Source organism: Brevibacterium sp. HMSC07C04 (genome assembly GCF_001815905.1).
In the GTDB taxonomy this organism is placed as follows: Bacteria; Actinomycetota; Actinomycetes; order Actinomycetales; family Brevibacteriaceae; genus Brevibacterium.
Window position 1 is genome coordinate 103,749 of the sequence record NZ_KV823268.1, and the last position, 12,179, is coordinate 115,927.

The window sequence follows — 12,179 nt, forward strand, 5'->3', positions numbered from 1 at the left end:
GTCGTGAGAAGACGGCTGCGCCGGCTCCCGTGCGGCACAACATTCGGGGTGTGTCCTTTGACAAGTTCGGTCTGCGTTCGATCGACATGGAACACGAGATCACGGCAATTGACACGCTTGCGCGCAAGCACGAGGACCGTGTGGTCGCATTTGCTGTTGATCGGCCCACCGCAGCACAGCTCAGTGAACTTGAGGACGTGTGGGATCTCCACCCGCTGCTGGTGGAGGACCTTGAGGCCAAAGAGCAGCGCGCCAAGGTCGAACGCTATGGCGATGTTCTTTTCGTGGTGGTCAACTCGGTTGTCTACCGGGACTCAAAAGAAGACATCGACGTCGGCGAAATTCACGTGCTCATGCGCGACAACCAAGTGGCTATTCTGTGTCAGAACGCTGCGGCTGCAGAAGCGTGGCACAGCCGTTCGGCCGATTTCATTCAACGCTGGTCTGAACACGACAGCCTCCTGGAACACGGCTCGGAGGCCGTCATTCACGGTCTGCTGGATTCCCTCGTCGACGACTATCCTCCGGTTCTGCGGGGGCTTGAACTCGACAAAGAGCAGATTGAACGGCAGGTGTTTTCGGGTGACCCCGCGGTTGCCGAGCGCATCTACCGCCTGTCGCGTGAGGTCATCGAACTGCAGCAGGCCTCGTCGTCGATGATGGGCGTGATTCGCCGTCTGCTGCTCGGCATCACCCGGCACGGCTATGGAAAAGACGAAGAGCTGCAGACATATCTGGAAGATGTGTCTGACAACCTGGCGACTGTCATTCCTGACATCTCTGAGCTGCGGGATGCACTCAATCAGATTCTGCAGGTCAATTCGACCCTCGTTTCGCAGCGCCAGAACGACGACATGAAGAAAATCTCCGGCTGGGCGGCCATTCTCTTCGCCCCGACGCTCATCGGCGCGATCTACGGTATGAACTTCACGGACATGCCGGAGCTCAACTGGTCCTTCGGCTACCCGATGGCGATTGGTGCGATGGTCGCGCTCGCCGTGGTTCTGTACGTGGTGTTCAAGAAAAAGGGCTGGATGTAAGTGGACTTTTCCCGTGCTTTTCCCGCCGCCACGACTTTGGCTGTTCCACGCGAGCTCCTTGCCGACGTTCGGGATGCAGGAGTTGCGCGGCTTCTCGCGGGCGAAATTGACGAGGCCGAATATGAATCCGATATGCGTGCCGCCCGACTGTCAGCGTACCGCCAGCTGGCTGACGATGGGCTGTATGAACCGCATGCGATTCCGGCCGACTTTGCGCACGGCTCGCTGCTGGTTTCGACCGCGATTGTGCTGGGGCTCATCGGCGGTTCGAGCTCTCACGTGAGTCTGCGGGCTGAGCTCGATCTTGAACCACCCGCGGGTCTGACCGGTGCTGCGGCCCCGAGTGCCGGGCCAGTGCGTCCGGGACGGCTTTTCGATCTGCGGGCCGAAGCATTCGATGAGGAAGGGCTCGAAATCCGGCCGGTTTTCGCCGGTCCAGCATCTGTTCTTCGGGCTTTTGCCGGGGGACTGGCCGATGATGCCGCGGGGCAGGCGTGGGTGGATGTGCTCACCAACGCCTACTCCGAGGTCCTGCGGCTTATGGCCGCTGACGGGACCGTGTGGGTGCAGATTGATGAGCGTCAGCCAGCGTTAGGCGAGGTCGAGGTCGATTCACCGGTCAGCGGTGCTGACCAGCTTGCCCGCAGGGTGTGGGAGAACATTGCCGTGCTCGAGGCGGATGTTGCCCGGCCGCGCATCTTCGCCGTGGTAGCCCCGCAGGGTACAGCGGTTGAAGCAGTTCTTGTTGAGACCGCCGAACAGGCCGATGCCTGCGGCGAAGCCAAAGCGGTGCTCGATCTGGGCAATGACCCGCAGGCAGCAACAGCGGCGCTGATTGCCGCCGGTGCACAGTTCCGCACCGCAGTGGCAGGAAGAGCCGAAGAAGCACGGGCAGCCGTCCTCCGCCTCGTCATGGGGTAGGGGAGAGGTGCACGGAAGCCGCACCTCGGCAGCTGTTGTCATAGAACGCGCCCGCCACCATCGGTGACGGGCGCGTTTCAGGATCTATGCGGGATGCGGGCGGCTACGCGGCGGTCGGTACGGCGGAGCGGTTGCGGACCGCGACGATCGCCAAGATGACCGCGGCAGCAGCGGCGATACCGCCCCAAATGCCAAGGATCGGCCAGGCCAAGCCTGCCATGGCGAGCGCCGGAACGAACGTCACCGCGGTGACTTCGGCGGGAACAACCGGAATGTAGGCGATGGCGAAGTCTTCCAGTGTTCCGGATTTCAGCTTGGGGTCGACAATGCGCAGCAGGGCGATCGCGGTGTTGACAGCACCTGTTGCCCAACCCCACGTGAAGATCTGCTTTTCGAACCAGCCGTCCTGCAGGGTGCGGGGCGCCACCAGCAGACCGAGAACCAGGCAGAACACAAGACCGACGACGAACAGGATTGACATCACCAGGAGGTTGTCGGCGACAGCCTGCATCTGAATGGACGCAATACCGCAGACCACGAGAATGTCGGTTGCGGAACCGGAAATCGAGGTGAGGCTGTCACGGTCGACGAATTTAGTGGTGCGGGTTGCTTTGAACAGACCGCGGACCACCAGGCCGACGAGGAAGGCAGCCGAGAAGGTGGGGAAGCTGACAGCGGGGAACCAGCTGCCCAACAGCGTAGTCACGCCGTAGGCAGCACCTGCGATAGCAAGAACTATGCCCACCTGGAAGCCCAGGGACTCAATGCTGGAACCGGAGAAACGGTGCTGCCCGATGGGTGTGCGACGGTCTTCTCCGGTGAGCACGCCTGTGCGCATGTCCTTCGGAATGGACTCCATGCCGGCGAACTCTTTGACGTGGCCCCGCATAGCGCCGATCTTCGCCTGGATGATGCCGCCCACAATGCCTGCGAGCAAGCCGACGGTTGCTGATGTGAAAGCGAGGGAGCGCAGATCTTCGTGCCCTGCACCGGCGTAGACATCTCCGATAGCCGCTGCAGTGCCGAAACCGCCGGCCCAGCCCGCGAACAGCAGTGTGCCGATTGTGAGGTCCGCGCCGAACACGGGGCCCAAAAGCAGCATGACGGCGAGAATGCCGATCGCAATCTGGGCGGTGTAGATGAGCACCCCGTATGCGGAAAAGCTCACGATGGGGCCCTTGATTTTGCGGAAGTCGAAGTCATCTGACATGGCCAGACACGCGAACACAACCACGATCAGAACGGAAGCGTAGGTGCCGAGCTCGTCGGAGAACGGCAGCAGGCCGAAGCCGTTGGGTCCCAGCGCCAGGCCGAGGAAGCCTGCGATGAACGATGCCGGGATGAGCAGTGACTGGAGCGTTTTCATGATCGCGCGCAGAAGCACGCCGACAGCCAACAGGGCCCCGATCATTCCCGCGTCAGTGAGAAGAGTCCAGGGAGTGAATTCAGACATGTGGTTCCTTCCGGCTCCGCTTTGCCGCGGCTTTGCGATCTGCAACAGGAGTCAGAGCAGTGATTGGCGACACAGAGTGTTCTCAGGAATCTTAACGGGTCTTAACAAAGCCTGCATGCTGTGCAGATCGGAAGCGCAGCCTGTGCGCGCTGTCCGGTCTGCTGTGCTGTGCGGCGCGTGGGTGGGAGCTGCAGCGGGCCCTCTCAAACTATGTATTCAAGGGGGAGTGAGAACGATGTCCGAATACGCGAAAACCCCCGCCGAAGCAGGGGTTTTGCTTGGTGGCTCCGACCGGCGTCGATCCGGTGACCTTTCGATTTTCAGTCGAACGCTCTACCAACTGAGCTACAGAGCCATCGACTGGCTGTTCAGTCGATAGAACAAAGGCTCTTCTGAAGCAGAAGAGCCTTGTGCTCCGCGACCCTGACGGGACTTGAACCCGCGACCTCCGCCGTGACAGGGCGGCGCGCTGACCAACTGCGCCACAGGGCCTTATTCTTTTAAATTGAAACCGAAGTTTCGAGTACCCCCAACGGGATTCGAACCCGTGTCGCCGCCGTGAAAGGGCGGAATCCTAGGCCGCTAGACGATGGGGGCCTGGTGTTTCTGACCGCTTCCGCGGTGAGCAACAGAGATAACTATATAGGCCGCTTTGAGAGAATGCAAAATCGAGGGCGGTGCCCCGGCGTGACCTTGGCCACGCGGGCTGCGGCGCACTTTGGGCGGAGAGGATTCGGGCTCGGCTGATGCGCTGAGCCGGCCTAAACTGCCAAGTCAGACGGAGAGCGGAGGATGTGTGGAGAAGAGCATTTCGGGCGACGAGTTCACTGCGGTCGTTGAGCTTGCACTGAGTGACCTTCCGGTCGAGCTGCGCGAGGCCATGAACAATGTCGCCATCCTCATCGAGGACGACGCTCCGCTGGAAGAGCCTGATCTGCTGGGGCTCTACGAAGGTGTGGCGCTTACTGAGCGCGACTCCTCATACGGCTTCGTTCCGCCGGACACCATCAGTCTGTATAAGAACAACCTGGTCGCCTTCGCAATAGACGACGACGATCTGCGCGATCAGATCTACATCACCGTCATCCACGAAATCGCGCATCACTTCGGGATCGATGACCAGCGGCTGCATGAACTGGGCTGGGCCTAGCTTCGTTTGAGTTCGGTTGAAGCTGAGTCCTAGGCCGTATCGAGTCGAGCCTGCGTTGTACCCAAAGTTTGAGTGATTTTCGAAAAGCCTCGGAATGTCTCCTGAGTCGAGCTTTGCCAGAGTACACGCGGAAGCCGTTCAAGCAGCTGTCAAAAAGGGTGGGGCCAGGGGCCCAAAATCAATAGGTCTAAATGCCTGTTTTCGGCGATTTTCCAGCCGGTTTTGCCATCGCGGACGCCGAATTCGCTGTGCTACGCTTTGGACTCGCTCAAAGATGTTATCCAGATGTTACTTTGATGCTGAATAAACATTTAAGCCGAAGGGGTAGACCGCAGGTGTTCACCAAAAAGAATCTTGCAAAGTATGCAATTGTTCCGTTGGCGATGGGACTCGTCCTTCCTGCTTCTATTGCGGTAGAGGCAAAGGCCGCTCCTCCGAAGATCTCCTATGAGAGCGGTCGGTTTGAAACCGACTACAAGTTCAAGACGATCGAATTCTCAGGTCAGGACTGGGCTATTCGCTCCACTAATGATGTCATGGGCTGGGGTGGTCCGCAGGCTCCGCACCCCAGCGATGGCGAAGGTAAGTGGGTGCAGGGTGCCCATGTGAACGGCAAAGACGAGCTTGTTGTTCAGAATAAGGGCATTGACGGCGGCGTTGAGCTGATTGCTACGGAATCAACCGGTTATGGCACATACGAATTCAGCTACACCGGAGATTTCGACGGAATGGATCCGAGCAACGTTCTTGGAATCTTTACGTACGACACTGCAGAAGTTGCCATTGACCGTACGCCCGGAATGGAAAAGCACACCAATATGAAGGGCAGCTCGGAAATCGACTTCATTGAGATTTCCCGTTGGGGCAGCGCGGACCGTCCCAAAACCTTCGGTATGGTAACTGTTTACCCTGATGACCTTAAGGGCTTCGGCGACCGGGTTCCCCACAAGCGCTTTGATATCCCCAAGGGCGTTCAGACAATCAAGACAAAAGCCGTCTGGGATAAGAACTACCTGCGGGTTATCACATCGCTTGCAGATGGCACTGTCCTTTCGGATGACACTCAGACCAAGCGTGTCCCGAGGGACAACGGAACCCAGCAGCTTCGGGTGAACCTGTGGACGACGAAGGCGAACAAGTCGCTCTACCCGAAGGCTGAAGGTGACAAGATCACCTTCGACGACGCGACGTTCACCCCTGCGGGTGAAAAGCGCAAGACCGAAAAGAAGTCGGACAAGAGCACCACTGAACCGAGCACAAAGCCTGAGGACAAGTCCAAGTCCGACAAGAAGTCGGAGAAGTCCAAGGACTCCAAGAACACCAACGACTCGAACAAGTCGAAGGACCCGAAGAAGTCCGACAGCACGAAGGCACCGGAGACCACTCAGCCTGAAAAGCCGACTGAGAACACTGAAGAATCCAATGAAAAGGGCTCCGAAGACGGCAACGAGCGGATGAACCTGATCCAGAAGCTCATCGCCATCCTCACCGGACAGGGATGATAGGCCAGATGAGCATCGCAATATAGCGGTACTGCCTTAAAGGAAGCACCCCGTCGCTTGTCGGCGGGGTGCTTTCGCGCTCACGCAAGGGTTTATCTACCTGAAGGCGAAACACCGAGACTCGCCCGTATTTGGTGCCATCGAACGGGTTTTCATATGGTTAACGGCAGACCAAACGGAATTGTGCCCGCACGCGCAGCCGTGCAGGAGGAAGCCTCGTGAAGACCCAGACCGCATCGACAACCGCACTCAAAGTGCTCAACGTCAAGGGAGTTTCCTACTCTCTGCACGAATACGTGCACGATCCGGCGGCTCGCCGCTATGGAACGGAAGCGGCTGACAAACTGGGAGTCGAATACGGGAGGGTGTTCAAAACCCTGATGATCCTCGTCGACGGACAGCCGACGATCGCGCTGGTGCCCGTATCGGGGCAGCTGGACCTCAAAGCCGCTGCGACTGCCGTCGGCGGCCGCAAAGCCCAGCTGGCGGGCGTGGCCGAAACCGAGCGCCGCACCGGATTCATCACAGGGGGAGTGAGCCCCTTCGGGCAGCGGCGTCAGCACCCCGTCATAGCTGACAAGACAATTGCAGACTATCCGACGGTGTTTGTGTCAGCCGGGAAGCGCGGCCTGCAGGTGGAAATGCAGCCCGAGGACATCGTGTCACTCACCCAGGCCAAAGTCGGCCGAATAGCGACCCTCGACTGACCGCAGCTTGACGGCCCCTGCGCGCAGCGAACAGCTATACGTAGCGGGGTGTGCCGATCAGCGGCTGTGCAGCACCGGCGCTGAGGTCGGCCAGCATGCGCACGTAGTCATCGACATCGTCAGCGGGAACTCCCGTGTGCACGGTGACATCCGCCGCGTACTCGGCATCGATGATCTTCCAGCCGCGCTGTTCGGCGCGTGCTCGAACAGTGTCCGCCGTCGAATAGTCCAGACGCGCACTGACGGGGACGATGAGGCTGCGGGTGATGATCTTCGTCCGCGCAAGAGCTTCGGAAGCAGCCGAACCGTAGGCGCGGACAAGCCCACCGGCACCCAGCAGAACTCCGCCGAAGTAGCGGGTCACAACCGCAACAGTGTCTGTCAGTCCGCTGCCGTTCAGAACATCGAGGATCGGAGCGCCTGCTGTTCCTGCTGGCTCGCCGTCGTCATTGGACCGCTGTGTGCGTGCGTCTGGACCCAGAATGTAGGCGGTGCACCAGTGACGGGCTTTGGGGTGCAGCTGTTTCTGCTCGTCGATGATCCGCCGCGCTTCTTCTTCAGTCGATGCAGGCGCAACAAGGCCGATGAACTCGGATTTTTTGATCTCCAGGGTCGCCGAACCGACACCGGCCACGCTGCGGAAGCTCTCCACGGGGAATTGTGCGAGAGCCGCTCGCAGCTGCTCGGCAGAGTCTTCGAGCCTCACGTTCAGTCGAGTGCTCCGTCGGCCATGCGGCGGACGACTTCGGTCAGGTGCGTGACACCGGCAAGCATGTCGTCATCGGTGGTGAACTCTTCTTCGTTGTGGCTCACACCCTCAACTGACGGCACAAACAGCATGACGGTCGGCACAACGTCCTTCATGTTCGTCGAATCGTGTCCGGCGACGGTCATGATGTTCATGTGCGACAGCCCCAGATCTTCGGCCGCCTGTCGGCTGAGTTCTACCCCGGCGTCGTGGTAGGCCTGTTTGTCCCACGCGTGGGCGGTGCCCTCTTCGATGCGGACCGAGGCGATGCTTTCGATCTGCTTGATGCGCTCCTTCAGCTTCGCATCGGCCTGTTCGACCTTTTCCTGGCTGGGGGAGCGGAAGTCCATGTGCATGCGGACTTCGCTTGGCACAACGACGGGGGAGTTGGGCAGGACGACCATCTGCCCGACCGAGGAGTGGATGCCGAATTGGTCGGCGATTTCGCGTGCCGCAATGACCAGGTGGGATGCGCCGAGCAGAGCGTCGTGGCGATCGGCGATGACGGTGGATCCCGTGTGGGCCTGTTCGCCGTGGACGATCAGGTGGTATTTGTGCGCAGCCCAGGTGGCTTCGACAAGCCCGATCTGCTTGCCCGCGTCTTCCATGAGGCGGCCCTGTTCCACGTGGATTTCACCGTAGGCCGCGGCCTCTGGTCCGTCGCCGGTTCCGAGGTATCCTCCGGCGCGCAGGGCGTCTTCAACGGACGTGCCGTCGAGGTCTTCGGTTTTGAGCACGGTGTCGGCGTCGAGTTTGCCGGTGTACACACCCGAACCCATCATCGAAGGTTCGAAGCGAGAGCCCTCTTCGTTGAACCAGTTGACCACGCCGATGTTGTGCTTCGGGGTGGTTCCCGCTTCCCGGTGGGCTTCGATCACACGGTGGGCGGCGTGTGCTGCGGCGAGCACACCGTAGGCGCCGTCGAAGCGGCCGGCGGTCGGCTGTGAGTCCATGTGCGAACCGAACAAAACGAACGGGGCATCGGGGTGGAAGCGGTACAGTCCGAACTGGTTGCCGACCCTGTCGACTTCGACGCTGAAGCCGCGCTCTTTGAGCCAGTCGCCGAACCAGTTGCGCTGGTCGACATCCGCTTGGGTCATTGCTTCCCGGTCCACACCGCCGCGGGCGGTCTGCCCGAAGCCGCTCATGGTGGCAAAGTCGTTGAGAAATTCTTGGGCCTGGGCGTCTGCGGACACCGTCAGCTCCTTTCTGCTGTGGGCGGGATGGTCAGTTGAGACTTCCGTGCGTGAAGCGGCCGCCCAGCATGGTGGCCGCGACGTTGATGTCCTTGATTGTGGTGGGATCAACCGCGGTCGGGTTGTCATCGAGGAAGACGATGTCGGCCAGCTTGCCGCGGCTGAGGGTTCCCTTGTCGGCAAGATCGCCGGAGGCCTCCGCCGCGATCGAGGTGTATGCGGCAAGCGCCTGCTGGGGAGTGAGGCATTCATCGGCAGAGCCCATGATGTCGCCGGAGCGGGTGCGCCGGTCGACAAAAGCCTGGATACCGCGCAGGGGTGTGCCGTCGGCACACGGACGGTCGGATGAGCCAGGCAGGAGAACTCCGCTGTCGAAAAATGCCCTGGCCCGATAGAGCAGGGGGCGTCGAGCCTCGCCCAGAGAAGCGTTCTGGGCATCGCCGATTGCATCGGCAAAGGCTGCCTGCGGGGTGACCGCAATGCCGTATTCGCGCAGGGTTCTAAGCTGGGGGTCGCTGACCATGGCGGCGTGTTCAATGCGGTTGGGGATGGTGTGTCCCGGCTGGCGCTGGGCGGGGAAACCGTACGTGTCCTGGGCTTCGCAGATGAACTCGATGGCCTTTGCCACGGCCTTGTCGCCGATAGCGTGCACCGCCAGAGACCACCCGGCCCGGTAGGTGTCGAGAATCTGCCTGCGCAGCACTTCGAGGTCGTCCTGGAAGTAGCCGGGGGAATCCGAGCCTTCGTAGTTGTCGTACATGGCGGCGGTTTCGGAGCTCATCGCGCCGTCCATGAAGATCTTGATTGGTCCCAGGCGCAGCATGGCATCGCCGAATCCGCTGACGACGCCGAGGTCGAGTCCCAGTCCGTTGTGGTCGTCGTCGTGGGCGTGGACTGGTCGCAGAGCATCGGCCATCGGCATGAGCTGGCCGCGCGCGTGCAGGCGTCCGTTCTGGCGGGCCTCCTGGTAGGCGCCGAGTTCCGTGGGCGAATGTCCGATCCACCCGGCGGCAATGCCCGCATCGCCGAAGCTGGTCAGACCCTGCTGGGCATACGACGAGGTGGCGGCATCAATAGCGTCGACCAGCAGCGACCGCGAATAGGGGCGGATGAGGTCCTGTACGAGCGCCTGGGCTGTTTCTTCAATGAGCCCGGTGGGCTGACCGTTTTCGTCGCGAACGATCTTGCCGCCCTCGGGTGTTTCGAAGTCGTCGCGGAAAACCCCGGCGCGTTCGAGTGCTTCCGTGTTGGCGATCGCCGCGTGGCCGGACACTTGGCGAATGAACATGGGGCGGCCGTCGGCAATCCGGTCGAGCACCCGGATGTCGGGGTACTGGCCGTCGTAGTCGTTTTGGCTGAACCCGGTGGCGGTCACCCATTCTCCGGGGGCTTTTTCCTTCACGGCAGCTTCGAGTGCTGCGTACACGGCGTCCATGCTGCCGAGCTTTTCAACGCTGACGTCCAGCAGCGTCATGCCGTACCAGGCGGTGTGGCAGTGGACGTCGTTGAAGCCGGGGGTGAGAAAGCGTCCGTCGGCGTCGAGAACACGATCGGCTGCGGTTTCGCGGGCTTCATCGCCCACGGTCACAATCCGATCGCCGATGATGCCGATGGAGCCCAGCTTCGCGCGGGTGCCGTAGGGGTCGGCTTCGCCTGCGGACTCCATTGTCAGCAGGTGGGCATTGTCAATTCTCAGATCAAGGCGCATGCCTCGATACTACGTTGACTCGGTTCCTATTCAATTTCGTGTTCCATGTGGTCAGGGTCGAGCACACGTTTCAGGAAGCTCTGCGTGCGCTTGTGCTGCGGATTGCCGATGACGTCATTCGGTGGGCCCATTTCGACGACGACTCCGCCGTCCATGAAGACGATCTTGTCCGCGACTTCGCGGGCGAAGTTCATTTCGTGGGTGACAACGACCATCGTCATGCCCCGGCCTGCCAGTCGGCGCATAGCTTGGAGGACATCGCCGACCGTTTCGGGGTCGAGAGCTGAGGTCGGTTCGTCGAACAGCATGAGTTCGGGGTTCATGCACAGGGCTCGGGCGATCGCCACGCGCTGCTGCTGACCGCCGGAGAGCTGGTCGGGGTAGCGGTCTGCCAAGTGGTCGAGACCGACGACCTTGAGGTTTTCCAGGGCGATCTTCTGCGCTTCGGCAGGGGCGCGCTTGGCAACTCTGATCTGTGCGATCGTGCAGTTCTCCAGAACCGTTTTGTGGGAGAAGAGGTTGAAGCTCTGGAACACCATGCCCACGTGCTGCCGCATGACATTGAGGTCGGTGTCGGGATCTGTGGCGGTGAATCCTGCGACTTCGATTGTTCCGCTGTTGGACTGTTCGAGCACGTTGATGCAGCGCAGAAGGGTCGATTTGCCTGAACCCGATGGGCCGATGAGGCAGACGACTTCGCCGGGAAGGACCTCGACGTTGATGCCCTTGAGGACTTCGACGTCGCCGTAGGACTTGTGCAGGTCGGTGATTTTGACAGCCGGTTTGACGGCTGTGGTCTGTTCGGCAGTCATGTCAGGCTCCATTCGCTTTCTGCTGGCGGGATTCGAACTTGCGGGCCAGCCAGCCCAGGGGCAGTGTGATGACGAGGTAGCAGGCACCTGCGATCACAAGCGGCGTCAGGCCGGCCTCGGGGGCGGCGATTGCGTTCTTGCCGAACAGTGCGAGCTCGAACTGGCTGGGCAGCAGGCCCAGCAGGTAGATGAGCGACGAGTCCTTCGTCATGATGATGATTTCGTTGGTCAGCGGCGGCAGGATGATTTTGAATGCCTGCGGGATAACCACCGAAATCATTGCCCTGGAGTGGCTCATGCCCAGCGAGCGGGCCGCTTCGTACTGGCCTTTCGGCACGGCCTGCAGGCCGGCGCGCAGAGTTTCTGCAATGTACGCAGAGCCGACGATTCCCAGCGCGAGCATGACGGTGAGGTAGTTGTTCAGGTTGACCTGGAATGCGGTGGGGATGCCGAACCCGAAGGCGAGGAACACCAGCAGTGCCGGGACGCCTCGGAAGAATTCGATGTACGCCGTTGCGATCCACCGGTACGGGCCGACCGAAGACAGCTTCATGAGCGCCAGCAGAATGCCCAGTGCCATGGCGAACACAAAGCCCAGGGCCGTGTAGATGATCGTGTTCTTCAGTGCTGTGGTGATCACGGCCGGGAATTGCTGGGCCATGATCCGGAAGTTGAAGAACTTGTCGACGATGTTCGGCCAGTCGATTGTGACGGCCAGAATGATGATGACGATGAAGAAGATTGCGTACTGGATCGTCAGGGATGTGCGCCGGCGCTGCTTCATGCTCAGAGCCACGGTGCCTCCTGGTCAGGGGTGGGAATGGGGGAGTCTGCTCGGGAAAGGGTGCCGCCCACCCGCGGTGAGCGGCACCCCGTGGGGCGAAGTGTCAGCCCTTGGCGTCTTCGGTCACGCTGAGGCTGTCGGAGACTTCGTCGCCGAAC

The 12,179-nt window shown here is 60.8% G+C and carries 11 protein-coding genes and 3 tRNA genes; 5 read left to right on the plus strand and 9 right to left on the minus strand.

The features are described 5' to 3' along the window. The first annotated feature begins 50 nt into the window (after positions 1–50). A complete protein-coding gene (locus HMPREF3162_RS07900; protein ID WP_256282696.1) occupies positions 51–1,040 on the plus strand; it encodes a magnesium and cobalt transport protein CorA in 990 nt (329 codons plus the stop codon). Continuing rightward, positions 1,041–1,961 (plus strand): uroporphyrinogen decarboxylase/cobalamine-independent methonine synthase family protein, encoded by a 921-nt coding sequence (locus HMPREF3162_RS07905; RefSeq protein ID WP_070777540.1) that lies wholly within the window; start codon positions 1,041–1,043, stop codon positions 1,959–1,961. It begins immediately after the preceding gene. Positions 1,962–2,064: 103 nt separating this feature from the next. Here HMPREF3162_RS07905 and HMPREF3162_RS07910 read toward each other — a convergent pair whose 3' ends face one another. The 4 genes from HMPREF3162_RS07910 to HMPREF3162_RS07925 all read right to left on the minus strand — a co-directional run bounded on the left by HMPREF3162_RS07910 (position 2,065) and on the right by HMPREF3162_RS07925 (position 4,011). Next, positions 2,065–3,414: a sodium/glutamate symporter gene (locus HMPREF3162_RS07910; RefSeq protein WP_070575068.1), complete on the minus strand. Its 1,350-nt coding sequence runs from the start codon at positions 3,412–3,414 to the stop codon at positions 2,065–2,067. 279 nt (positions 3,415–3,693) lie between these two features. Next, a tRNA-Phe gene (locus HMPREF3162_RS07915) sits at positions 3,694–3,769 on the minus strand. Positions 3,770–3,832: 63 nt separating this feature from the next. Next, positions 3,833–3,906 (minus strand) — tRNA-Asp (locus tag HMPREF3162_RS07920). Positions 3,907–3,938: 32 nt separating this feature from the next. Continuing rightward, positions 3,939–4,011, minus strand: a tRNA-Glu gene (locus tag HMPREF3162_RS07925). Between the two features lie 199 nt (positions 4,012–4,210). On the opposite strand from HMPREF3162_RS07925, the gene HMPREF3162_RS07930 reads away from it, so the two are divergent. The 3 genes from HMPREF3162_RS07930 (at position 4,211) to ybaK (ending at position 6,773) form a co-directional block, all read left to right on the plus strand. Continuing rightward, entirely contained in the window at positions 4,211–4,564 is a 354-nt protein-coding gene (locus tag HMPREF3162_RS07930) for a metallopeptidase family protein (RefSeq protein ID WP_070777541.1), read from the plus strand. A 335-nt stretch (positions 4,565–4,899) separates the two neighbouring features. After that, positions 4,900–6,066 carry a hypothetical protein gene (locus HMPREF3162_RS07935; protein ID WP_070575063.1) on the plus strand — a complete coding sequence of 389 codons (1,167 nt, stop codon included), beginning with the start codon at positions 4,900–4,902 and terminating at the stop codon, positions 6,064–6,066. Between the two features lie 218 nt (positions 6,067–6,284). Further along, on the plus strand, positions 6,285–6,773 hold the full coding sequence (gene ybaK, locus HMPREF3162_RS07940; protein WP_070575060.1) for a Cys-tRNA(Pro) deacylase: 489 nt from the start codon (positions 6,285–6,287) through the stop codon (positions 6,771–6,773). Between the two features lie 34 nt (positions 6,774–6,807). Here the strand turns inward: ybaK and HMPREF3162_RS07945 are convergent, their stop codons facing one another. From HMPREF3162_RS07945 to HMPREF3162_RS07965, 5 genes are read right to left on the minus strand one after another with little or no spacing between them, the layout of a single operon-like run. Beyond that, a complete protein-coding gene (locus tag HMPREF3162_RS07945; protein ID WP_083304181.1) occupies positions 6,808–7,479 on the minus strand; it encodes a YigZ family protein in 672 nt (223 codons plus the stop codon). 2 nt (positions 7,480–7,481) lie between these two features. Then, on the minus strand, positions 7,482–8,717 hold the full coding sequence (locus tag HMPREF3162_RS07950) for a M20 family metallo-hydrolase (protein WP_070575056.1): 1,236 nt from the start codon (positions 8,715–8,717) through the stop codon (positions 7,482–7,484). Between the two features lie 31 nt (positions 8,718–8,748). Next, positions 8,749–10,425 carry an amidohydrolase gene (locus HMPREF3162_RS07955; protein ID WP_070777542.1) on the minus strand — a complete coding sequence of 559 codons (1,677 nt, stop codon included), beginning with the start codon at positions 10,423–10,425 and terminating at the stop codon, positions 8,749–8,751. 26 nt (positions 10,426–10,451) lie between these two features. Further along, a complete protein-coding gene (locus tag HMPREF3162_RS07960) occupies positions 10,452–11,237 on the minus strand; it encodes an amino acid ABC transporter ATP-binding protein (RefSeq protein WP_070575039.1) in 786 nt (261 codons plus the stop codon). Between the two features lies 1 nt (position 11,238). Further along, positions 11,239–12,033, minus strand: a complete 795-nt coding sequence (locus tag HMPREF3162_RS07965) for an amino acid ABC transporter permease (protein WP_070575036.1) — start codon at positions 12,031–12,033, stop codon at positions 11,239–11,241. Positions 12,034–12,179 lie beyond the last annotated feature (146 nt).

What these genes read in the sequence shown, in the direction of transcription:
- HMPREF3162_RS07955 (WP_070777542.1), bottom strand. Translation starts at nt 10,425, where the DNA reads ATGCGCCTTGATCTGAGAATTGACAATGCCCACCTGCTGACAATGGAG.
- HMPREF3162_RS07910 (WP_070575068.1), bottom strand. Translation starts at nt 3,414, where the DNA reads ATGTCTGAATTCACTCCCTGGACTCTTCTCACTGACGCGGGAATGATC.
- HMPREF3162_RS07960 (WP_070575039.1), bottom strand. Translation starts at nt 11,237, where the DNA reads ATGACTGCCGAACAGACCACAGCCGTCAAACCGGCTGTCAAAATCACC.